General features: G+C 57.9%; 19 protein-coding genes. 7 read left to right on the top strand and 12 right to left on the bottom strand.

Annotation, left to right across the window (positions count from 1 at the left end; translation table 11 throughout):
* The first annotated feature begins 273 nt into the window (after nt 1–273).
* A complete protein-coding gene (locus ETAA8_RS09560; protein ID WP_145087797.1) occupies nt 274–1,227 on the top strand; it encodes a hypothetical protein in 954 nt (317 codons plus the stop codon).
* A gap of 130 nt (nt 1,228–1,357) precedes the next feature.
* Here the strand turns inward: ETAA8_RS09560 and ETAA8_RS09555 are convergent, their stop codons facing one another.
* Nucleotides 1,358–2,260 (bottom strand): alpha/beta fold hydrolase, encoded by a 903-nt coding sequence (locus ETAA8_RS09555; RefSeq protein WP_145087796.1) that lies wholly within the window; start codon nt 2,258–2,260, stop codon nt 1,358–1,360.
* Between the two features lie 203 nt (nt 2,261–2,463).
* Here ETAA8_RS09555 and ETAA8_RS09550 point away from each other — a divergent pair, with 203 nt between their 5' ends.
* From ETAA8_RS09550 to ETAA8_RS09540, 3 genes are all read left to right on the top strand, one after another.
* Complete coding sequence (locus ETAA8_RS09550) at nt 2,464–3,663, top strand: FIST signal transduction protein (protein ID WP_145087795.1); 1,200 nt, start codon at nt 2,464–2,466, stop codon at nt 3,661–3,663.
* A gap of 383 nt (nt 3,664–4,046) precedes the next feature.
* Nucleotides 4,047–5,675, top strand: coding sequence for an ammonium transporter (locus ETAA8_RS09545; RefSeq protein ID WP_145087794.1), 1,629 nt, complete (start codon nt 4,047–4,049; stop codon nt 5,673–5,675).
* Nucleotides 5,676–6,019: 344 nt separating this feature from the next.
* A complete protein-coding gene (locus ETAA8_RS09540; RefSeq protein WP_145087793.1) occupies nt 6,020–6,367 on the top strand; it encodes a P-II family nitrogen regulator in 348 nt (115 codons plus the stop codon).
* Nucleotides 6,368–6,391: 24 nt separating this feature from the next.
* On the opposite strand, the gene ETAA8_RS34510 is transcribed toward ETAA8_RS09540, so the two are convergent.
* The 4 genes from ETAA8_RS34510 to ETAA8_RS09525 form a co-directional block, all read right to left on the bottom strand.
* On the bottom strand, nt 6,392–6,601 hold the full coding sequence (locus ETAA8_RS34510) for a hypothetical protein (RefSeq protein WP_202921708.1): 210 nt from the start codon (nt 6,599–6,601) through the stop codon (nt 6,392–6,394).
* Nucleotides 6,598–7,179: an AAA family ATPase gene (locus ETAA8_RS09535; RefSeq protein WP_145087792.1), complete on the bottom strand. Its 582-nt coding sequence runs from the start codon at nt 7,177–7,179 to the stop codon at nt 6,598–6,600. The genes ETAA8_RS34510 and ETAA8_RS09535 overlap by 4 nt, the downstream gene beginning before the upstream one ends.
* An 85-nt stretch (nt 7,180–7,264) precedes the next feature.
* Entirely contained in the window at nt 7,265–7,876 is a 612-nt protein-coding gene (clpP, locus tag ETAA8_RS09530) for an ATP-dependent Clp endopeptidase proteolytic subunit ClpP (protein WP_145087791.1), read from the bottom strand.
* A gap of 70 nt (nt 7,877–7,946) precedes the next feature.
* Complete coding sequence (locus ETAA8_RS09525) at nt 7,947–8,582, bottom strand: ClpP family protease (RefSeq protein WP_145087790.1); 636 nt, start codon at nt 8,580–8,582, stop codon at nt 7,947–7,949.
* A 272-nt stretch (nt 8,583–8,854) separates the two neighbouring features.
* Here ETAA8_RS09525 and ETAA8_RS09520 point away from each other — a divergent pair, with 272 nt between their 5' ends.
* The gene (locus ETAA8_RS09520; protein ID WP_145087789.1) at nt 8,855–9,583 is read left to right on the top strand and encodes a GDSL-type esterase/lipase family protein; all 729 of its coding nucleotides are present in this window, start codon (nt 8,855–8,857) and stop codon (nt 9,581–9,583) included.
* 143 nt (nt 9,584–9,726) lie between these two features.
* Here the strand turns inward: ETAA8_RS09520 and ETAA8_RS09515 are convergent, their stop codons facing one another.
* Nucleotides 9,727–10,284 (bottom strand): inorganic diphosphatase, encoded by a 558-nt coding sequence (locus ETAA8_RS09515; protein WP_145087788.1) that lies wholly within the window; start codon nt 10,282–10,284, stop codon nt 9,727–9,729.
* Between the two features lie 176 nt (nt 10,285–10,460).
* Here ETAA8_RS09515 and ETAA8_RS09510 point away from each other — a divergent pair, with 176 nt between their 5' ends.
* Nucleotides 10,461–11,789, top strand: coding sequence for a nucleotide sugar dehydrogenase (locus ETAA8_RS09510; protein ID WP_145087787.1), 1,329 nt, complete (start codon nt 10,461–10,463; stop codon nt 11,787–11,789).
* A 40-nt stretch (nt 11,790–11,829) separates the two neighbouring features.
* Here ETAA8_RS09510 and ETAA8_RS09505 read toward each other — a convergent pair whose 3' ends face one another.
* On the bottom strand, nt 11,830–13,440 hold the full coding sequence (locus ETAA8_RS09505; RefSeq protein WP_145087786.1) for a peptide chain release factor 3: 1,611 nt from the start codon (nt 13,438–13,440) through the stop codon (nt 11,830–11,832).
* A gap of 385 nt (nt 13,441–13,825) precedes the next feature.
* Here ETAA8_RS09505 and ETAA8_RS09500 point away from each other — a divergent pair, with 385 nt between their 5' ends.
* Nucleotides 13,826–15,115 carry a class I SAM-dependent rRNA methyltransferase gene (locus ETAA8_RS09500; protein ID WP_145087785.1) on the top strand — a complete coding sequence of 430 codons (1,290 nt, stop codon included), beginning with the start codon at nt 13,826–13,828 and terminating at the stop codon, nt 15,113–15,115.
* A 20-nt stretch (nt 15,116–15,135) separates the two neighbouring features.
* Here ETAA8_RS09500 and ETAA8_RS09495 read toward each other — a convergent pair whose 3' ends face one another.
* The 5 genes from ETAA8_RS09495 to ETAA8_RS09475 form a co-directional block, all read right to left on the bottom strand.
* Nucleotides 15,136–15,630: a hypothetical protein gene (locus ETAA8_RS09495; protein ID WP_145087784.1), complete on the bottom strand. Its 495-nt coding sequence runs from the start codon at nt 15,628–15,630 to the stop codon at nt 15,136–15,138.
* 102 nt (nt 15,631–15,732) lie between these two features.
* On the bottom strand, nt 15,733–16,752 hold the full coding sequence (locus tag ETAA8_RS09490) for a DUF1559 family PulG-like putative transporter (protein ID WP_145100362.1): 1,020 nt from the start codon (nt 16,750–16,752) through the stop codon (nt 15,733–15,735).
* A gap of 228 nt (nt 16,753–16,980) precedes the next feature.
* Nucleotides 16,981–19,101 (bottom strand): prenyltransferase/squalene oxidase repeat-containing protein, encoded by a 2,121-nt coding sequence (locus tag ETAA8_RS35580; RefSeq protein ID WP_145087783.1) that lies wholly within the window; start codon nt 19,099–19,101, stop codon nt 16,981–16,983.
* Nucleotides 19,102–19,651: 550 nt separating this feature from the next.
* Nucleotides 19,652–20,482: a hypothetical protein gene (locus ETAA8_RS09480; RefSeq protein ID WP_145087782.1), complete on the bottom strand. Its 831-nt coding sequence runs from the start codon at nt 20,480–20,482 to the stop codon at nt 19,652–19,654.
* 226 nt (nt 20,483–20,708) lie between these two features.
* Nucleotides 20,709–22,412 (bottom strand): CRTAC1 family protein, encoded by a 1,704-nt coding sequence (locus ETAA8_RS09475; protein WP_145087781.1) that lies wholly within the window; start codon nt 22,410–22,412, stop codon nt 20,709–20,711.
* Between the last annotated feature and the right edge of the window lie 1,000 nt (nt 22,413–23,412).

The following is a 23,412-nucleotide window of genomic DNA, read 5'->3' as shown; positions in this document are numbered from 1 at the left end:
GAAGGGGCAGCCTGCCACAACAACTGACGCCGCAGCTTGATTGAGGTTGGCGAACGGATTTCGCCAATCCGCAGCATTTAAGCCAGTTTTCACACTTCCTCTCCACATTCGTGTTTGCACGAAGCATGGGGGTTCGCCATGAGGGGAAGTTTTGTTGACCCAGCGCGCGGCAGCGGAATTTGCACTGCGAGGGCCTTGTGCCTCGCACTCTTCAGTAGCACATTCTGCGATCCGGCTCTTCTTTCCAGTCCATTCTTAGCTGCCCAGGAACCGGTGGACCGGAGTTCTGCAGCAGTCAAAGCCAGCGATTCGCCCAAGCAGGAACGGAACCTGCTCGAACGAACGGGCTGGGTTCGCCTCGAACTGATCGGCGGCCGGATTGCCGTCCTCGGTCATCGCTGCGGACAAAGTCGCGTGGTGCAAGTCGGCGAGCCGACCGAAATGCCCCGCGAGCAACTCAGCGTGCAACTGCACAGCGAATCGCTTTTGATTCACTACGAAGATGTGCAGGCCGAACGACAGGTGACACTCGACCTGGACGAACAGCAGCGGCTGGTTCTCACCTGCACCGGTTCGAGCCCAACCGACGACCTCAAGCTGGTACAGCCCTTCCAGGGGCCGATCTCGCTGACGTTCGGGCGCGATAAGCAGCAGACCTTCACGGCCGCCACGCTCTGGCATTTGTCGCTGAAACAGCCAGCCTTGTGCGAAGAGACACTCTTCCCGCTCCTCGAATCTCTACGGCCTCACTGGCGGCTGAGCGAGCAAGCCGCTGGCATTCAACAAGCGCTCATCAGCCGGGCTGGAGAAGACGTACAAGCTGAGCGGGCCTTGTGGCGAACATGGGTGCAGCAACTCGATAGCGACGACTTCCAGCAACGGCAAGCAGCAGACCGCAATTTGCGCGGCGCAGGGCAGTCGGTCGTGGCGTGGTTGCAGCGGCTCGACCGCCGGCAACTCTCGAAAGAGCAAGTCGACCGGATTCAAGAGATCTGCCACGGGCTGGCCGACCTATCGACCGATACGCCCCCGCGCGTAGCAGCCTGGCTAGTCGATGATCGCTGTGCTTGGTTCGCCATGCTCGACCACGAGGAGGCGACCGTTCGACTGGCCGCCACCAACCACTTGACGCTGCTGTGCGGCAAGCCGTTGGCGTTCGATCCGTACGGCCAGTCCAGCGCTCGTCAGCAGCAAATTGCCCAGCTGCAAGTGCGGTTCGGAAAATAGCCTCCCCTCAATCGAGGGGCGTTCAAATAAGCTCCGGGGTTTTTTATAAGACTGCGAATAATCGACCTGATCGGCGCGAGTTTGATTATACCAATTCGCGCAGTAGTTGAACAAGTTGGTTGCGCAAGAGTTAGCCGTCGGCCAGCGGGTGGTTCGCCAAGAAGCGCTGGACGATGGGAATGATCCGCTCGTGGGCGTCTTCAATCACGTAGTGACCGCAGTCGTCCAGGCGATGAACTTCGGCGTTGGGCCAATGCTGCTCGAAGCGGGCCAGGCAACGGGGGTTAAAGCACCAATCGCGCATTCCCCAGATGAGCGAAATGGGGCGATCTTTGAAGGTCCACAGACTGGACTCAATCTCGGCTAATTTTCGGCCTGACGGATGCCGGCGCGTCATGGGGATGTTCTTCACGAAGCGATAGTTGGCAATGCGATTAGCCCAGTTATCGTACGGCGCGAGTAGTCCAGCTTGCACCTCGGGGGTCATTCGCTCGGGCTTTTCGGTCGCCATGTGAATGGCGGAGCGGGCGAATACGTTGAAGCCTTGGATGGCGACCTTGCCAAAGCCAGGGAGACGCAAGGCAGCGATTCGCCACGGAATGTACATGGGCGGGAACGCACCCGTGTTGAAGAGCACAATTCGCGCGAAGCGTTCGGGGATCTTCGTTGCCGCCCCCATGCCGATGGCTCCACCCCAGTCGTGCGCGAGCAAGGTGATATTGCGCAGATCGAGCTTTTCGATCAGCTCGATCAGATTCTGGATGTGCTGGGCGAACGTGTAGTAATTGTATTGCTGGGGTTTGTCGCTGAGTCCGCAGCCGATGTGATCGGGCACTACGCAGCGATTTTGATCGCGCAGGCCGATGACGAGATTTCGCCAGTAGAACGACCAGGTGGGATTGCCGTGCACCATCAGCAGCGGTTCGTTCGCACCAGGGCTCTTGGTTCCTTCGTCCAAGTAATGCATCTGCGCGCCACCGATCGGGAGGAAGTGCGAAGCAAAAGGATAAAGGGGGCGCCAATCAGCAGACATTTGGGCTCGCGATCGGGCTGGTGAAATCAGGGGTGCGACAGACTTACGGCTACCAACTCGATGATAGGTTCCGCGACCACTTTGGGGTACCGGACACCCCCGGGATTGCTCCGGAGTTCATTTCGCAAGAGGCCGAAATTGGCTATGATCTAAGTTGCTCGTTCCTGCCACGAATTGTTGCTTTTCTTGCCGATTGTTTGTGTATGGCTCCCTCTGCATCGTCACCGCATCGCTTCGCTTCGGCCCTTTCGACCGACCCCGATCCGCTGGCCGCCGCGCTGCAGGTTTGTCGCCTCGCCAAAGAGCAGTTGCGCGCGACGCCAGATCTGGCCGTTCTCTTCGTTTCGGCCCAGCACGCGCCGCAGGCCGATGCCCTGGCCATGCTGGTGTGTGAAGCGCTTGGAACCGAGAACGTCATTGGCTGCACGGCAGAAGGGATTGTGGGCGTTGGTCGCGAAGTGGAGTTCGAGCCCGCGGTGTCGTTGTGGTTGGCTTCGTGGCCCGGTGTCTTCACCACGCAGTTGCGGCTCAACTATGAACGGACTCGCGACGGTGGCGCGATTCAAGGCTGGCCAGCGGAACTCGAAGGGGAGTGGCCCGCGGATGCGTTTCTGCTGCTGCTGGCCGAGCCTTTGACTTTTCAAGCTGACCTGCTGCTGGAGCGGTTGAACGAAGATCGACCGGGAGTGCCGATTCATGGCGGCATGGCGAGTGGCGGGTACAACCCGGGAGAGAATCGCTTATTCTGCGGCCGCGAAGCTTTGGTTGAGGGGGCTGTCGGCGTGTTCGTGCATGGCGATATCAAACTGCGAAGCATCGTTTCGCAAGGTTGCCGCCCGATCGGCAAGCCGTTTGTGGTAACCAAGGCGGAACGGAACGTCATCCACGAGTTGGGAGGCAAGCCGGCACTGCTGCAGTTAAAGGAACTGTTCGATACCCTGCCGACGCGCGAGCAAGTGCTCGTGCAGCGGAACCTGCATGTGGGGCGGGTCGTCAGCGAGTATCAAGCGACGTTCGGCCAGGGGGACTTCTTGGTGCGCAACGTGATGGGGATCGATCCGAACGACGGAGCGATCGCACTTGGAGATTACATCCGCACGGGGCAGACCGTGCAGTTTCATGTGCGCGATCAGGAAGCGGCCGATGCCGAACTGAAGCAGATGCTCAACGTGGTGAAGAAGTCCGGCGGGCCGCAGCCATTGGCGGGACTGCTGTTCGCGTGCAATGGCCGCGGCTCGCGGATGTTCAGTCAGTCGGATCACGACGCTGGGCTGATCGCCAAACTGCTCGGGGACATTCCCCTGGCGGGACTCTTTGCGGCCGGTGAATTCGGCCCGGTGGGGCACCAAAACTTCCTGCATGGCCATACAGCCAGCATTGCCTTGTTCGAGCCGCGTTCTTAGGCCCGGATCGCGCCGATTTGTTTGCCAGAAGTGTAGCCCACGATTCGGGCAAGCATGCCCAAGGCTCGCGCCGACTTTGCTCAGGGTTTAAGCAGCGGGCCGAAAATCGGCATTCTCAACCGCTTTGCTTGAAGATTCTTCACGCCAGCTAACTGCAATTGTGACAATAGCTTAACGGTGCCGTAATGTCCCCGCTCGAAATATGGGCGACTGTGCTGGCACGGCCATTGCGTTATTCCCGCCCGGCTTGAAGGCGGGCAAGCGCCGATCTGGGATCCCCGGCGTCACTCTGCCCTTAGCACCCTTGTTTTGGGGATGACGTTTCCATCCTAAACGTTCATCCAGATCGTCCCATCATTTTCTACCAGGCGAGAACACGAAAGATGAATTCAACGCGTACCCTTTGGGCTGGCCTCTTGCCAGCTCTGGCCCTCTGCGGAGCACTGCTCTGCACCAGTTTAGTGAGCGCGCAAGAAGCGACGCCAGAAACCAAAAAGGACGAACCAGCACCAGCCGCAAAGGCCGAAGAACCGAAGGCCGAAGAACCTAAGGTCGAAGCGAAAGCAGAAGAGCCGAAAGCAGAAGCGGCTCCGGCCACCACGACAACCACAGAAGTCTTGAGTGAAGAAGTCAAGACAGAAGAAGCTGCTGCTCCTGCCGCTCCTGCTCCACTTCCTAGTGCGGCCGAGTTGTCCTACGCCATCGACAACATGGTGCTCTTCATCTGCGCCGTACTAGTGATCTTCATGCAAGCTGGTTTTGCTCTGGTTGAGACAGGTCTCAACAGCAGCAAGAACGCCGTGAACATCATGTTCAAAAACTACATGGACTTCGTCGTCGGAGCCCTGCTGTTCTTCGTCGTAGGGTACGGCATTATGTACCCTGGCTTGGACGGTTCGAACGACATCATTCCGGACTGGTTTGGCTTTGCTCAGTTTGGAGTCGCCGCCCAAGACCCCGCTCAGACTCCGACCATCGAAGCAGCTCACCCGCTCGATTCGAATGCCGACTTTTTGTTCCAAGTCGCGTTTGCTGCGACTGCCGCCACGATTGTTTCGGGTTCGGTCGCTGGCCGCATCAAGTTTCCTGCATACCTCGTCTATACCGCTGTCATCACTGGGTTCATCTATCCGGTCAGCGGAATGTGGAAGTGGGGTGGCGGTTGGCTGAATCAGATGGGCTTCATCGACTTCGCCGGTTCGCTGGTGGTTCACGCAGTTGGTGGTTTTGCCGGTCTGGCCGGTGCCATCGCTCTCGGACCACGTTTGGGCCGCTACATCAATGGCAAGCCCCAAGCGATGCCTGGCCACAACATTCCCTACGTTGCCCTCGGTGTGTTCATTCTCATGATTGGCTGGTACGGCTTTAACCCCGGCAGCCAGTTGGCCTTCACCGGCACTGCGAACACACAAGTAGTGCTCTTGATCGCCGTCAACACGACCCTCGCCGGTTGTGCCGGTGCTGTCGCTGCCATGTGCGTATCGTGGCCAATGTTCGGCAAGGCTGACCTCACGTTCGCCTTGAACGGTGGTTTGGCTGGTTTGGTGTCGATCACGGCAAATTGCCACATCGTCACTCACTGGGAATCGCTAATCATCGGTGCCGTGGGTGGTGTCGTGGTTATCACGGGCATTCTGTTGCTCGACAAACTGCAAATCGACGATCCGGTCGGTGCCTTCCCTGTGCACGGTTGCTGCGGCCTGTGGGCCGGCATCGCGACAGGCCTGTTCGGCACCGACGCTATCCTTTCGACTCAGCTTATCGGTTCGTTTGCCATCGCTGGTTGGGCTCTAGCCACCTCGCTGGTCCTGTTCTTCGGTCTGAAGGCGATTGGTCTCCTTCGCGTCAACGCTGAAGAAGAACTCGCTGGTCTCGATATCTGCGAACACGGTATGTATGCCTATCCGCAGAACATCGTGGCTCTCGATACCGTCAACAGCAGTTTTGGTTCCTCGGGAATTCCAACTCACGGACACTCGATGGCTACCAAGCCAAGCACGGAATCTGCCTAGTTCGTACCCTACCCTAGTTGTCCGAGGGCTACTCGTCTCCGCGCAAGTAGTCCCTCGGACAGCGGGTCGGTGGTTTGAATCAAATAATCCTTCTCGAACACGTTGGAAGCACTTCGCGGCTCTTGCCTGGGCCAGAAGGATACCCCACAAGGCTCGGGTGAACGTCCGCCTCGTTCGCCCGAGCCGGGGTGTTTTTTCTGGCCCACTTTAATGGACTCAGCCAAAGTGCCGGCGGCAAATCTGCAGCTCATCTCCTGCTCGCTAGTTCCCCTTGCGATGCCCAGACTGGCGAACTAGATTCAGTCCAGTTCCTCTTGTTGCCGCTGTGATCGATCGCGCCCGCCATGAAGCTCATCATTGCCATCATTCAGCCCAGCAAACTCGAAGAAGTGAAAGCCGCGCTGACTGAAGTCGAAGTCTTTCGCCTGACGGTGCTCGATTGCCAAGGCTTTGGCCGGCAAAAAGGGCAGACCGAACTTTATCGGGGCCACGAATACAAAGTGAATCTGCTCCGCAAGGTGCAATTGCAGATCGCGGTGAACGATGACTTTGTCGAGCCAACCATCAACGCAATCATTCGCGGTGGTCGCTCGGGCGATAAGGGGCAAATCGGCGACGGCAAAATCTTCGTCCTGCCGATGGATGACTGTGTGCGCATCCGCACCGGCGAACGAGGCAAAGAAGCGATCTAATCGCTCCTTTAACGCCGATCCGAGCTAATCCTGCTTCGGCACTTCCGGCCAAGGACACTCCCGCGTGATCTCACCGCTGGGGAGTTGGTAATGCATCACACCGTCGATTTCGTAGCAGATGGCGATCCCGCGGCGAAGGCTGGCTTCTTGAGCTTTCTTCACCGCAGCTCGCATGGTGTCCACTGCTTCGACTATGTGTGGCGGCGGTTCAGGGGGAGATTTTGAAGCAATCAAGTTAGCTGCCTCCCAAGTAGCCGATGGAATTGTGCATAGCAATTCTCATCGAGAGTTAAGACCTGATCGACAACGCCATAGGCAACTGCGATCAATTCCTCTTGGCCATTGTAAACAAGCAGCCAGTCGTCCGCTAACAGGCGGTAGATGTTCCAGAAGTTGGCAATTGCTCGAGGAAAACGCCGGCGTACATCGCTCGCCAGAACATTGTGTCCACCATTCAGCACGCGTGCATGAATTCGAGAAAGACTCGATTCTTGCGAAGCCAAGAATACAAATACTAACGTGACTGCAAAACCACGTTGTCGGGCTGTAAAAAGCATTCGCGACGATGACTTTCCAGCAATGGTCGATTCGACAATCAATCGACCGTCACTTTGTAGGAGCAAGGCAAATCGCTCAATAAACAATCGTCCCGCTTCGATCGCCGCCGCTGTAGGATTGCCTGGCGAAATTTCCGCAGCAATCGCGTCGGCACTAAGATAGACCCCACCCCGGCGAGCAAGATCTTCGAGCGCGAAAGTCGTTTTCCCGGCACCGTTCGGTCCACCCACGATGATGAGTTCGCGAGCGGACATGTTGCCTCACGATCCAGCCTGAGTATGGGGGGCAAGGGAACCAACAATTTCTCTCGCCTCCCGTCACTCGCACCTCGCGTCTCTCCTACTCACCCTTCGAAGCCGTACCAAGATTCGGCATCCGTTCGAGCACTTTGTCGATCAGGCGGTATTCTTGTGCTTCCTCGGCTGACATGAATCGATCGCGGTCGGTGTCCTTCTCGATTTTCTCGAGCGGATGCCCCGTGTGCTTAATCATGATCTCGTTCATCTTCTGCTTGATGCGGCGGAACTCCTTCGCATGAATCAGAATTTCCTCAGCTGTTCCCTGCATGCCGGCCAAAGGCTGGTGGATCATGATGCGTGCATTGGGCAAGGCAAAACGCTTGCCGGGTGTGCCAGCAGTAAGGAGGACCGCGCCCATCGAGGCTGCCTGGCCAATGCAATAAGTGGCCACATCGCAGGTGACGAATTGCATAGTGTCGTAGATGGCCATGCCAGCGCTGATGCTGCCGCCGGGCGAATTCACGTACAGATGAATGTCTGCCTTGGGATCATCGGACTGCAGAAAGAGCATTTGCGCGACGATGGCGTTAGCCATTTCGTCGTTCACCTGCGTACCGAGGAAAATGATCCGGTCCTTCAGCAGGCGGCTGTAGATATCGTAAACCCGCTCTTCGCGGCCGCTCTTTTCAACGACATAAGGAATCAAGGGCATCGGAGCTACTCCGTCAATTGGTTTGTGCGCGTGGTATGGTTTGGTGATTAGCAGGCCGACTGAGGCGAGCTTAGTCCTTGTCGGTATCGGCCAGCACTTCAGGGGCGACGGTGTGCTTCAGCACGTCATCGACGAGGCCGTAGGCCTTCGCTTCGTCGGCCGACATGAAGAAGTCGCGATCCGTATCTTTGGCGATCTTTTCGATCGGCTGGCCACTGTGCTTCGACATAATGCCGTTGAGCACTTCGCGATAGCGGAGGATTTCGTTGGCCTGGATTTCGATATCGCTGATCTGGCCCCCCACCTGGCCGGCTGGCTGATGCATCATCACGCGGGCATTGGGCAGGGCAAATCGCTTTCCTTTGGTGCCACCGGTCAGCAGCACGGCCGCGCCACTGGCGGCCTGACCGACGCAGTAGGTGGCAATCGGACAGCTGAGAATCTGCATCGTGTCGTAGATGGCCAGCGTCGCGACGACGTCGCCGCCGGGCGAACTAATGTAGAAGTGAATGTCTTTGCGGCGATTTTCGCTCTGTAGATAGAGCAATTTCATCACCACTTCGTTGGCATTGCCGGCGTAGATTTCGCCCTGCAAAAAGACAATGCGGTTTTCGAGCAGCAAATCGCCCAGGGTCAACTGGCGCTGCCGTTGAACACTCTGATAGGACTGCGAGTTGTCGATCCGACCGGGCAAATACGGGTTCATCAGGGGCGATCCTTCCTCAAGGAGAGATGCAGCGGCGTTTCCGCGACGAATGGGGCAGGCCTCAAACTCTTCCTGCCCTATGCAGCTACTCGTGCAACTGTCTGAGCGTATTATTCCGCCACGTGCACGAACGGACTAGCCCACCTGTTCTCGGCAGCGTGCAACCGTCGGCGTTCAGAATTATCATGTGGTTCCCGCAGAACACGTAACCGGCACGACCGCTACACTTCTTTTTCGCCAAATTGCACCTCTCACCCGCCAGGAAACGCCCGATGCACTTGCGAACTCTCACTAGTCTGCTGGCAGTCATCGTGTTGGCCGCTGTGGGCTCAATCACTGCTGACGAACCGGCTCCGAGCAAGTCGGCTGCCCCCAAGGCCGAGGCACCCGTCGCCGATAAGTGGGAGAAAGAGATTTCGGCCATGCTAGCCAAGGACGAAAAGAGTGCGCCGCCACAAGGCGGAATTGTCTTCACCGGCAGCAGCAGCGTGCGGTTATGGGATCTGGCAAAAGCGTTCCCGAACCTGCCGGTGGTGAATCGCGGCTTCGGAGGCTCGCAAATTCATGATGCCACGATGTACGCGACCAGAATCGTCACGCCACTTAAGCCCAAGCTGGTGATTTTTTACTCGGGCGATAACGATATTAAGTCGAACAAGACACCCGAAAAAACCGCGAGCGACTTCGCCGAGTTCTGCGCGGTGGTTCACAAAGAGCTGCCGAATACGCCGATTTGGTTCATCGCCATCAAGCCCTGCCCGTCCCGCTGGTCGTTGTTCGACAAGCAAAAGATCGCCAACGAGCTGGTTCGCAAGCAGTGCGACCAAGACTCGCAACGACTGCTTTATGTCGACATTGTACCTGCCATGCTCGACAGCGACGGCCAGCCCATGAAGGACCTGTTCGTGAAGGACATGCTTCACATGAGTCCAGCGGGGTACAAGATTTGGAACGAGCAAATCAACCAGCTGCTTGCCGAGCGTAAACCGCTCGGCAAGTAGGAAGAATTCAGCCATCGACAGCCAGGTAGGTCACATCCGCTGGATGTGACTTGAGACCTGCAATAAGTGGCTGTCCTGCAGAGAGCCGCTGCAAAAACCGTTGAGTAGCGATTCCAGGTCACGGCCGGCGGCCATGACCTACTCTAATTACGCCGATAAACCGGGAAGCCCTTGCGGCGCTGATCGCTGTAGCGTTCCAGCGCTTCGAGGATGATCGGCTTGGCTGCTTCGGCTGGCTGCAGTTCGTCGACTTCGACCGTCTTGCCTTCCAGCAACTTGTAATCCTGAAAGAAGCGGCGAATCAGATTCAGCCGATGAATGGGCAACTCGGCCGCTTCTTGAAACGCATTGTACTCTGGATCGTCGAGCGCAACAGCGAGCAACTTGTGGTCCTTCTTGCCGCTATCGATCATCGTCATCAGGCCAATCGCCCGGGCATACACAATAGTCAGCGGGCTGACCGGTTCCTGGCAGAGCACTAGTACGTCGAGCGGATCGTCATCTTCGGCCAGGGTCTGCGGAATGAAACCGTAGTTAGCAGGGTAGTGGACCGACGAATACAAAATGCGATCGAGCTTGAGCAGGCCGGTCGTTTTCTCGAGCTCGTACTTCACATTGCTGCCGCGTGGAATCTCGATGACCGTGGTAAACTCCATCGGCAATCGCGAACCGGGGGTGATATCGTGCCAGGCGTGGGTCATACAGTTCTCGGGTCGAGAGGCGGGCTGGGGTAGGGCAAGAATCGGAACAACGCAAACTTTGCATCCGCCCGTGTCGCAATCGTTCCGTGCCGTATCATACTGATCGCTGCCGATTCGCCGTAGGCGGCATGGCAAAATGCTGCCTCTGTTCAGCCCAAAGCAAACGAATTTTTCATATGACTGGCACTTTTTCGCAGTTGCAAACGGCCATCAAAGGCCACACCGCCATAGTGGGGGTGGTTGGATTGGGCTATGTCGGCCTGCCGCTGGTCCGGACCTTTGTCCAGGCGGGCTTTCGCACGTTGGGCTTCGATCTCGACACGCGCAAGGTGAATAAGTTGCAGGCGGGCGAAAGCTATATCGGCCATTTACCTGGCGAGTGGATTGCCGAGATGATTGCGGCCGAAAAGTTTGCCGCGACCAGCGATATGGACCAATTAGCTGCCGCCGATGCGATTCTGATCTGCGTCCCCACGCCACTCACCGACAGCCGCGATCCCGATTTGTCGTACGTCGAGAACACTGCCCGCGAAATTGCGAAGCGACTGCGCCCCGGGCAGTTGATCGTGCTCGAAAGCACCACTTATCCCGGTACCACTCGCCAAATCGCTTTGCCGATCCTCGCTGAAAGTGGCCTCCAACTCGGCAGCGACTTCTTTCTCGCTTACAGCCCCGAGCGCGAAGACCCCGGCAATCCAAATTACTCCACTCAACGGATTCCCAAGGTCGTCGGCGGTGCGGACGGGGCGAGTGGGCAACTGGCCGATCTCCTTTATTCACAAGCCGTCGTGCAAACGGTTCCTGTCGAAAATTGCGAAATCGCTGAGGCCTGCAAGATTCTCGAAAACGTCTATCGCGCCGTGAACATCGCGATGGTCAACGAATTGAAGGTTCTCTTCGATCGGCTTGAAATTGACATTTGGGCGGTGATCGCCGCCGCCAAGACCAAACCCTTCGGCTTTCAGGCCTTCTATCCCGGTCCCGGTCTCGGCGGGCACTGCATTCCCATCGATCCGTTTTATCTCAGCTGGCTTGCGCGCAAGCACGAGAGCCCCGCTCGGTTCATCGAACTGGCTGGTGAAATCAATTGGGAAATGCCCCGCTATGTTGTGCAGAAGGTAAGCGACGCACTCAACGATGCAGCTAAGCCGGTGCGTGGCAGCAAGCTTGGCATCTTAGGCGTCGCCTACAAGAAAGATGTCGACGATCCGCGCGAAAGTCCGGCTTTCCGCATCATCGAGATGCTGGAAGATCGGGGCGCGATTATTTCTTATCACGACCCTCACGTGCTGCAGTTGCCAAAGATGCGGCACTATCGCGTTCCCGATCTGGCCAGCCAGCCGCTGACTCCCGCCTGGCTCGCCGCTCAAGATGCCGTGCTCATCGTCACCGACCACAGCGCCGTCGATTACTCCCTGGTTGTTGAGCACGCAGCGCTCATCATCGATACCCGCAACGCAACCAGTCGCGTGACGTCTGGGCAGGAAAAAATTCGGCAGGCCTAGCGGGCGAATCATTGGCGTTTGCCAGATTATCCACCCGCAGTTAATCCGCGGCGAGAAATCCAGAACTGCTGACGGCTGAGAACGTAACCTTGGGATTTTCCCGCTGGGTGTATTCCACGTCCCACTTCGACTCAAAGAGCACTGCCTCTTTGCCGTAGTGATCGACCACCCGCCGCGTGGAATACGGCAACTTCAAATCCTTCAAGTTGTCAGCCGGTCCGTCGATCCAGCGGACCATCTTGTAAGGGAGCCAACTCAAACTGGTAGCCGTGTTGTATTCACTTTGCAGGCGAAACTTCACGACATCGAACTGCAGTACACCGACCGCCGCCAGAATCGGCTCTGCCTGTCCACCTCCGGGTCGCGTGAAGCACTGAATGGCTCCCTCGTTAATCAGCTGTTCCAGGCCGCGGGCAAATTGCTTGCGGCGCAGCGTATCTTCGCAACGTAGAATCGCGAAGTTCTCGGGCGGAAACTGCGGTAACGGCTCGAAATTGACCTGGCGCCCACCACAAATGGTATCGCCCAACCGAAACTCGCCAGGATTTACGAGTCCGATGATATCGCCGGGATAACCTTCGTCCATCGTCTCGCGACCTTGCGCAAACAGTCGATGAGCGCGGGGCAGCTTGATCTTTTTGCCGGTGCGCGGGTGCACCACTTCCATCTCGCGCTCAAACTTGCCGGAGCAGACGCGCAAGAATGCGACCAGATCGCGATGGCGCGGGTCGAGGTTCGCTTGCAGTTTGAAAACGAAGCCCGAGAATTCGGGGCGATCGACGGGTATCAGTCCATGATCGCTTTTTCGAGGTTGTGGTGGCGGACAAAGCTTGAGAAAGCCGTGGAGAAAGTGTTCGATACCGAAGTTGGTATATGCACTGCCGAAAAAGACCGGCGTCATCATCCCTTGCATGATGAGCGCGGGATCAAGATCATCACCTGCACTCAGCACCAGTTCCCATTCTTCGGCCGCTTGCTCCCTCACAATGGGATCGATATCTTCCGCAGTCAGTTCGGCGAAGGGCTTGGTGTCGAAGGCAATTCGCTGTTCGCCGCTGTTGCGATCGAACAAGTGTGCGTCCCCAGTGAGGCGGTCGACAATGCCGCGAAAATCGGGGCCGGTTCCCAGCGGCCAATTGAACGGCACCGCGTGGATTCCCAGCTTCTCTTCGATATTCGCCAGCATTGCCAGCGGTTCTTGCCCGGTGCGATCGACCTTGTTCACGAACGTCAGCACAGGAATGTGCCGCATGGCACAGACGCGAAACAACTTCTCGGTCTGCGCTTCGACCCCCTTCGCCAGGTCAATCACCATCACAGCGCAGTCAGCAGCCATCAAGGTGCGATACGTATCTTCGCTGAAGTCATGGTGCCCCGGCGTATCGAGCAGGTTGATGCGATACCCTTCAAAGTCGAAGCTGAGAACGGTCGAACTGACCGAAATGCCACGCTGCTTTTCGAGTTCCATCCAGTCGCTGGTGGCCGCCCGCTGCGACTTGCGACCGCGAACCGCGCCGGCAATTTCGACACAACCGCCGTACAAGAGCAGCTTCTCGGTCAGCGTGGTTTTGCCGGCATCCGGGTGCGAAATAATCGCGAACGTACGTCGCCGCTGAGCTTCGCGCGCGACGACTGGATCAACCTCAAACATGGACACATTCCTAGTGAATCGCGACAAGGCCTGCGAAAGTTACCCGAGAGAGTCGGCAGTCTTGGCAGGTAATGAACCACCAGAGCTAGACCCTCGCTGACGCGCCGCACAGAGACAGCAAACGGCGCTGTGAGTCGCGGCCTATGGGGGCGTAGAGGCAAAGCCCGCCCAGCGCCCGTCGCAATGTTGGGTGCGGGGCAAGAGGAGTGGCCGGTGGTAGGGAAATAAGTTGTTCATCGCTTGTCAGCCGCGATTTTACGTCAGCAGGCCGCAGGGGACAACCTGCTCCTCACGCCCCGCCGTCGCGCGCGCTTTGGAAATTGCCCCCTGACTGCTGCTCGGCTGTGGCGGTAAAATGAGGGTTTTGACGAACGCGAGTTCTCCCATGTCTGCCGATCTTCAGCCTGCGACCGATTCTGCCAGCCAATCTGGCCAGCCTGTGGCCCGGGTCGTACTCAAGCCGAAGAAAGCCCTGCCGTTTTATGGTCGTCACCCTTGGGTGCTGGCCGGGGCAGTGGATCGCGTCGAACCCACCACTCTCGCCGGCGAACATTTGGTGGCCGTCGATGGCCAAGTGGTCGACCTCTGCAACGAGAAGGGCAAGTTCATCGCCCGCGGCATGTATAACAGCCACAGCCGCATTCGCGTCCGCCTCTTCACCTGGCGCGAAGACGAACTGCTCGATACGGAGTTCTTCCGCCGCCGCCTGTGCGCCGCAATCGCCATGCGCCAGCAGTTGGGCTATGAAGTCACGCCTCAGCAAATCGCAGCTGGACTCAGTCGCAGCGAAACCGCAACTCGCATGGTCTTTAGCGAAGCAGACGGTCTGAGCGGACTGGTGATCGATCGTTACGGCGATTATCTGGTGCTGCAGCCCACCTCGCTGGCTATGCAACTGCGGGCCGAGATGCTCGTCAGCATTCTGCAACAAGAACTGCAGCCCCGCGCGATCATCCTCCGCGGCGAGAAGACGTCGATGCAATTGGAAGGGATGGAAGCGACGCCGGATCGCCATTGGGGCGAGCTGCCCGAGACGCCGATCGTCATTCGCGAGAATGGCATCGCCTATGAAGTCGACCTGCGCGAAGGGCAGAAAACCGGCTTCTATCTCGACCAGCGCGATAACCGCGCGGTCGCTGCCCGCTACTTGCAAGGTCGCAAAGTGCTCGATCTGTTTTGCTATACCGGTGGCTTCGCGCTGAATGCCGCCAAGCTGGGCGCTGCCGAAGTGATTGGCATCGACGGCAGCAAGAAGGCCATTGCGCAGGCCGAGCGAAATGCGGAGATCAACGGCCTGCCCGTGAAATTCGAAGTCGGCGACGGCTTTCAGACGCTGGACCAAATGGCTGCCGAGAATCGACGCTTCGAGGCAATCGTTCTCGATCCGCCCAAGTTCGCCCGCAGTCGCAGCGGCGTGAATGCGGCGCTGCAGGCCTATCATCGGCTCAATCGCTCGGCCGTAACGCTGTTGTCGCCCGGCGGCATTCTCGTTACCAACAGTTGCTCGGGCACAGTCACTCCGGAAGACTTTCGCCTGATGCTCAGCGGCGTCGCTCAGAAGACCGGCCGCGATATTCAACTTCTGGAACAACGCGGTGCGGCCGCCGATCATCCTGTGGCTGCTACCTGCCTCGAGACCGAATATCTCAAGTGCTTCATCTGCCGCGTGGCCTAGTCCCACCTTCTTTCGCGCCGTTACCTGCGCGCACCGGGCGGGCGTTCGATCTTCACCACAAAGTCGTTGCTCCCCTTCGGTTCGATGTTGAAGACCAAGTTGGAAGTGCGGAATTCCAGATACTTGGCGCCTATGGTCTTCGTCAACTGAGCCGTCAGATCATTCCCGGTCCCATCAGCGGTTAGCGGTGAAATGGCAACGCGGTGCTCGCCTTGCATGGCACCGTTGTCGGGCCGATCGGTGCTCAGGACAAACGAGCCATCTGGCTGAATGGCCCCCGACGCGCGCGCATAGGGTGGCTTGGTCGATTCGAAAACGACTCGCACTCCCACCGCAGCTGGTGAGCCATCATCTTGATAGACCACTTTCCCCTTCACGGGGTACGTTGGCTCTTTCCAACTGCAGCCGGAAATTAGTCCAGTCGATAGGCCAAGCAAAATCGATAGGACCACAGCGCAGCGGGCGATTCGATCGGTGCGGATTTCATCCGCAGAACTTAAGGGACAGATTCGCATGGGTTTAGATTTTTCAGGCGGGGGAAAACAAAGGTGAGATGTTGCAGGCAGGAGAATTGTGGCAGGGTTTTCGGCAGGAGTATTGGCGGGGAGTGAGCAGGCTTAGTAATCGCCGACCACGGCACCATCGGCGCGGACTGACAGGCGATGCAAGGTATCGATGTTGATGGTGTTCGAGATCGCGCGTACGCTGCCGTCGGCCAAGGCAAAACTGCAAATGCCAGGGTGCTGGCTACCGAACCTTAAGTTCCAATCGCTACCACCATAGAGTTCGGGGTCGGTGACTAACCCCAACTCGGTAGCCCAACGCAGTGTGACGGGATCCTGCGTACCTTTGTGCCCGGCATAGCGCCGATACTGGCTTTGATAGTCGCCGTTCCAAACCGGGCCCGAAGCTTCCGACTTCACTGCGACATGCATCTCACCGATCATCAGCGTCGCCGTCAGACCGTCGCTAAAGACGCGGAAGTTCGACAGGAGTTGCCAACTATCGAACACTCCACCGTCGGCCGCACAGCCGCCCGAGTTGGCCCAGCTAGTTTGTTGTACCGGTGGGTTGGGTGGGCAAGTCAGGATGGGCGCGAAGGACCGCCGAAACGCGCCATCAAATTGCTCGGTATCCGGCAATACAACGCCGGGGTTCGTCCCTTCGCAAGCCGCATAGTCCGAGTACCCCGGTGGCCCGGTCAAGCTGGTGGTATAAGTTCGCGACTGCCCCTTCGTCTTGTCGCGCAACCCTTGCGGCCGCGTCGGGCAATTCAACACCTTCAACTGCGAGCCTGCATTGGCAGCCTGTTCGTAGTAACGCTTGCGCATGTCCCAGTTGTTGGCTTGCGCTGTCTGCTCGATGTAGGGCAACAAAAAGACGGCCCATGGTGCATAGGCGTCGGCCAGATCAACGGCCGGAATCGAATTAAAGCTGTCGTGAAAATTGTGGCAAGCAAGCCCGAGTTGCTTCAGCTGATTCGTGCATTGCGCACGGCGAGCAGCCTCGCGCGCGGCCTGCACAGCAGGCAGTAACAGAGCGACCAGAACACCGATGATCGCAATGACCACCAGTAACTCCACCAGCGTGAAGCCGGCACCGGCGCGCCGAGGGTGGGGACAACGAGACGGTTGCATAACAGCCTTCCAGGAGAGGAAGTTTAGATGTTAAATCTCAGTCACACATCGTTGCTCTCCGATGTTAACTTGGCGTCTGACCGCGAAGCAAGCTCAGCGCGCAAGGGATGAACCATCTTCACCGAAGAAGGTTTGACTGGACCATTGGGGCGGGGGGAATTGGCGTGAGCTTATGGGTGGGAATGTTGATAATACTCAGCCAAAGATTTTTTTGATCGCAGCGCGATCTCACTTCAGCGTTTCGATCTTGTGCTTATAGAGCGGCATGTGGCGGTAATACGCTTCGAGCATGAAGGTCGAAAGGCATGTGACATACAGCCGGCCGCCGTGACTTCCCCAGCGATCGCCCGAAGGAGACCAACTGCCGGTTTCGTTGCCGGTTTTAATTTGCGCGCTCGGAACAGTTTGAATCATCACTTGATTCCACTGCTTCCAATGCGAGCCACCCATGTGATGCGCGGCCTGCGTGGCGTAGTACCAGTAATAGACGTTGGCATCGTTGTAGTCGATCTTATTCGCCACCACGTAATCGAGCCCGGCGATCATGCGCGGGTCGTCGTGCTTCCAGCCCAAGTATTGCCGGCAAAGCAAACCTTCGGCCGTCATGGTGAGGGTTTGTTCCATGCCCGGCTTATACATGTAATGACTGCCGCCATTGGTCTGCACCCGGTCGAGAAATTCGTTAATCAAACCGACATTCGGGCTGGGGACTTCCAGGCCGGCCATCATGCCACTTTGCAGCGCCATCACATACCAGCCCGTGACCGACGTATCGGAATCGATCTTCGGTTCGTAGCGCCAGCCACCTTCGGGCGCTTGGGCGCGAATGGCAAAGTCAATCGCCTTTTGTGCGACCGGCTTGAACTGTTCGTCCTTCGTCATGCCATAAATTTCGCAGGCAGCGATGCTGGCCTGAGCCTGGGCATACAACCGATGATGATGGGCAGCGTCACACTCGAAGTAGCCATCGGCGTTTTGCATGGCCTTGAGAGCCTTCCAGCCGTTCTCGACTTCCTTCTTAAAATCGCCCTGCTTGTGGGTGTTGCCCGCACCTTGAAAGGCGAGCAGCGCCATGGCAGTGGCCGAGACTCGATTTTCAACTCCAGCGGGATCACTGAATGGTCCCACCAGGCTCCAACTGCCGTCTTGCTTTTGATTCTTCTTAAGCCACATCAGCGCTTTGCGAACCGATTCTTCGGTGGTTGCATTGCCACCATAGGCCGCCAACAGAGCCTTCTTTGAACCGGCTTCACGGCCATTCAGCGCCATGCCAATCGACGGTGCTTCAATGACGTCGACCGAGTCGGTGGCATCGACACTGGTCATCTCGAGAATCGGCGGAGCTGCAAGCGGATCGTCTGCCGGCTTGGTATCGAACGAGAGGACGGGATTCTCAATCTCCATGTTCAGCGACTCGGGCGATTGCAGCTGATCGTCGATAATCTGCTCGCCAAGCTTCTCGGCAAAGACCGGTTCCGACTCGATGAAGATCTGATTCTTAAAATGGATTGGAATCACCAGCAGCGCGAGAATGATCAACATGACCATGTGCACCACCAGACTGATCATCCACGGCGGTGCACCTTTGATGACCTTTTCCGTCGGATCACCCGGTGGCTTGTCGGCGGCTGCGTCTTTATCGACCTTGGGCTTATCGTCCTTCGGTTTGACCGGCGCCAGCACGGGCCGCACCGCGCTCGCAGCAGGTACCGGACGATTGGCAGCGGGAGCAACCGGTGCCGCTGTTGTGGCTGCTGCCACGGGTCGCGCGGGAACTGGTTGCGGCTGCACCGGACGAGGTGCCACGGGCGCTTGAACGGCGGCCGGTTGAACCGCAACGGCCTGCACAGGTCGGACGGGAACCGGGGTCGGCATCGCCGGTGGCACAGGTACCGCGCGGGCCGACATCGGCAGGTCCGGGGGCGAAGCTGGCACGGGAGCAGCTACGGGCACGGCCTGCGGAGCATAATTGGTCGGATAAGCAGGGACTGCTGCCGGCGGAGGAGGAGCATACGGGTTCGGCGGATAACTGGGCTGACCATACCCGGGGACAGCAGTCGGCTGAGCGTAGTAGGCCGCCTGCGGTGGATTGGGATAACCGGGCTGCGGCGGAAAGTTCGGCTGCTGATAACCAGGTTGTGGATAGCCCGGCTGGGCGTAAGGAGTTGGTGGGTATGGCGGTTGCGGCGCAGCATACTGCTGACCATAAGCGGGCTGACCGTAGTTTTGCCCGTACGCCGGCGGCGGAACATGTCCGGGTGCACCAGGAGGAACCGGAAACGGCGCAGGAGGGGGCGGATAGCCTGGTCCTGGCTGCGGATCCTGTCGAAACGGATCAAATTTTGCCATGAAACCCGTACCCTTTACCCATCGCTGGCCGGCCCTGACGAACCGCACTCATCGATGGCGAGCATTCTCCCCGCGCGCGACATCCTAAACCTGTGCGTGATTCGCACTTACCAGCGGGCGTTATTCCTGACCAGCAGCTGCCTCGCGGCCGCGAAACGAACTCCGCCGCCACCCCATTTGAGTGTACCTGTCAAAGAAACTAGCGCCAAGCAAGAACCTTTTTACCGGTAAGGATTAACGCAACTGCCGACGTTTCTCGCAATTGAACCGGTCAGCACCGGGTGAATCCCAGCCCTTGTCGAAAAGCATGCCATGCACGTCTAATCAAACGACTGACCGACTCATTCGTACTCATCCACGCTCCGCGCGAATTCACCGCAGGGGCCTGTTCGTCCTTGCCTCCACAAACAGAAATTTCCGGAATTCTCCACAACTGGCAAATTTTCCACGATCTCGTACGGTCAGCTGCTACCTCTGGTTGCACCCCTTCCGCTAGCCGCAAGTCCTTGCAAGTTGGTGAATACTCCCAAATTCAATTTCCTGTAACCGTTCACGACGCTCGTTGCCGTCGCTGGGCCGCTTTCCTTTTGGCGAGCAGGGCTTGGCGTGCTCGCCGCTGCTGACGGTTGAGGGGTGGGACAATCTGATCGAGCGAGGTTTCTGCTGGTTCTACATCAGTCGTTTGTGGCAAGTGAACATCTTCCGATTGAAAATCGTCTCGTTGAACAGTTGCGAAGATCGCGCGCTTAGGGCGCGACTGGGCGATTAGCTTCTCGTGCAAAGTAGTCTCGCAGTCGTCAGTTGCGTCATCGGCCTTGCGTTTCGCTGCGCGCTTAAGTTCCTCTGCAGGCGGGACAGCTGAACAGTCCTCGTTCGGGGGGCTGGGTTTCTGAGAACTGGGTTCCTGAGATAGGTGCTCGGGCAGGGCAGCTGCAATCAATCCGGAGAGTTCCGAGGCCATCAGCGTTCCGGCCAGTTGAGTCAAACGGGCCCCCACCGTCAGATAGCGGGCTTCGCCGCAACTTTTCCGCATGGTCGAAGTTCGCGTCGGCATTCGCCCCGGCAACTCCACTTCGCGAATGATGGTCTGCGGTCCTTTCGAGTCGCGAAACGAGGTCATCGCCTCGCCGATCAGCACGTCGAACCGTTCGGCTGCCAGTTGCCTGGCCAGGGCCAATTGCCGCTCGCGGTGCTCGTCGTTGGCGGCGACGGGGACCGCCTCGAGCAGAAACTCGGTGACCCGCGCAATCACCTGGCAGATGCGGGTCTGCGACAGGCTCAGCGCTTTCGCGATCAGCCGCGTGGTATGCATCTCGATCTTCGCCAAACGGTAAATCTCGAAATCCCGTCCGCTCGGCGGCACCTTCGCTTCCGCAATCATGGTTCTTCTCCCGGCAAAGAATGACTCGTTTTGCCGATTGAACCACAGGCCCGTGACACCTCTGGTCACGAGCGGGAGAATTTTCCCATCCGTAGCGTCCCCGTAGCTCAGTCACTCCGTGCCTGAGAATGCTGGAAGGGGCGAGTCAGGGAATGACTCGTCTACGTAGCCCGGTCACTCCGTGACCGGGAGAAACCGAGTCATGGAATGATTCGACTACGGGAGCTTACTGTGCTACTTTCAGCCGTTGATTGGCGGCGACGCCAGCTGCTTTGAGTGTGCCGCCGTCGTTAGGCAGAATTACTTCGACATCGCAGGTCGTCGCCTTGCCGAGGCCGAAGTGGGCAGCCGCTTCTTGGCCCGAGGCGTAGCCGAAGCCGACGGCGATTTCGCGCTGGCCAAGCAGGGCCTCTTTCTGACCCAGCTTGCCCGCTTCGTAAATGCGAACGGTGCTGCCGATGCCTTGCAGATTGGTCTTACCTTTGCCTTGCACGGTCACATCAAGGTAGTTGCCTGAGGCGGTTTCGTTCTTCAGCAGTAGCGAGCGGAGACCGGTCCACCAGTTGGGCAGGAACATATCGATCTTGCCATCGCGGTCATAGTCGCAAGTCGGGCCAGGTGCCGAATAGACGATCTTCTTCTCGGCTTCCATCTTTTCGAAAAACTTGCCGGAGCCCGAAATTTTGGTGTCTTCTTCAGTCGGGAAGTCATTCACGGCGAGCGCATCGGTCGCGAATTGCGGCAGCCCATCTTTGACGCCGTTGTTTTTGAAGATCACCGGATAGGGGCGATTCTCGGCGAACTTGACAATGCTGGTGTAAATCTCCGGCCAGCCGTCGTTGTCGAAGTCTTGAATTTCGACGTGCGGGCTCTTGAGCGGCAACCCAACGAGACCAACCTGCTGGCTGACATCTTCGAACTTGGGCAACCCGCCGGTCACACCGCGGTTGAGATACAACCGCACACCAATGCCGCCAACAAACCAGGGCTTGCTGAAGTGCGAGCCGACAACGATATCGGTCAGCCCGTCGCGATTCACATCGCCAAACGTCACACCGCAGGTTGTGTCGTCGCCATCTTTGAAGCTGGCCCAGGAGAAATCGGCGTTGGCGGCTGGCAACTCTTCAAACTTGCCAGCCTTGCTCCCCAGGAACAGACGATTGCCGTGATGCCGACCGCTGACGAAGATATCGGGCCGCGTGTCGCCGTTCACATCGCCGGCAGCTACGCCGAAGCCGGTGATTTCGTCGGGCAGGCCGACTTCTTTGGTCACGTCTTTGAACTTCAATTTACCTTCGTTGCGATAGAGCTTGGTGCGGCTCTTGCCACCTTGAAAGAAGCATTCGCCGACGAGCAGGTCGAGCAGACCATCGCCGTCGTAATCGAGCGCGCTGGTGCTGCGGCAGGCCATCCCTTCGACGCAGGCCCCGGACTCTTTCGAGACGTCGGTGAACTTGCCGTTTTCGTCGTTACGAAACAACGTGTTGGGCTGCATGAAGTGGGACGTCTCGGGCTTCTTGCTATTGATGGCGTGGTTGGTGGCATAGAGGTCGAGATCGCCGTCGTTATCGAAATCGACGAAGATCGCCCCGTTGGCCCGACCGGTGATTTGCAACGCAGGCTGTTCGTCCTTCACGAACTTGCCACCCTTGTTGATGAACAACTGGTTGCTCTTGCTCTTGTAGGGCATGCCACCAAATGTCCCGACGTACAAATCGGGAAATCCGTCGCCGTTGACGTCTCCCCAACCGCAGCCATGGCCAGCGATCTCGGCGACTGCCGGAAACAGCCCGGCCGAATCGCCGGCATCCTGAAACATGAACGCGGTTTTGGGCTCCGCGGCAGCAGTGAATTTCGCAGCCGAGAGGGGAAGTGAGCAGGAAAGAGCCGCGGCCAAAGCCAGCAGGCGAAAGGGAGAACGTCGATTCATCGCGCACCTAAGAACGGGAGATTGTTGGCGGGAAAGTGCAGGCAGGCCCTTAGATTAGCGGCCCTCGGGGCTGGGAGCAAAAAGATTCTCGGGGGTCTTGGAGGGAGCTGGGAGCTGGGGGACAAGGAATTGAACTCAACTGGTATTTTCCCTAGTTCCTAGTTCCCTGCCCCCAGTCCCTTTCAAACGAACGAAACCCGAACCGCTCGCGTACCGATAGGCGACTGCCACCCGATGTTTACCCTCTCAATCACCCCTCACCGAGCCCAGCCGATGATAGCACGCATGCCAGCATCGGCTGCCGCTCGCCAACGAGACGATGAGTGGAGTTTTCAGGCCGAAGTTAGTCGCGCTGCCGCTGTCAACCAAGCAGGGACGAATGAGCGAGAAACCGCACGGAACTCGGGTCGAACCTCGCTCGTCAGAAATCTGTCGTTTTCATTAAGATCGCTACTAGCCCTGGCTTTGCGTCTAGTTAGAATTAGTCAAGCCATGTCCAAGCCGCGATTGACATCCCTTCCCACCAATATTTGTGGATTCATCGCCCTGGCTGCGTGGCTGAGGATGGGAACAGAAGGCACTCGGAAGCAAGTCTGGTTTGCTGGTTCGGCCCGGTGGCAATTAACCGGTCGAGTCAGTCGAATCAACGCTTGCTTATTTCCATCACTCAACCAGTTAAAGATACCACCAACCCACCACAGCATCTGCGGCGCATTGAGGCATCCATCAACGGCTGAGCACGTTTCGGGGAACTTCGTTCCTCGGGGCGGAGTACTTACCGTGGGTGGCCCAGTTGTTGAAAGACCAGTCGAACTCGACCAGCTGTGGCGGCCATTGGCGGTGTCAAAACGGGAGCAAAGCCTCGTGCCTGATAAACTGGTGGGCCTGCGTAAAACGTACGGCTGGCGGTTAAGTCGACGTGCGCGCAATTTCCTACCATTTCAGTACGTGAGGCAGCCTAAGTACAAATCGGTGTTAGAGTTGTTTGCTGTGGTGGGAA

The sequence above is a fragment of the Anatilimnocola aggregata genome, assembly GCF_007747655.1.
GTDB lineage: Bacteria > Planctomycetota > Planctomycetia > Pirellulales > Pirellulaceae > Anatilimnocola > Anatilimnocola aggregata.
This window is presented reverse-complemented; position numbering and strand designations above follow the sequence as displayed.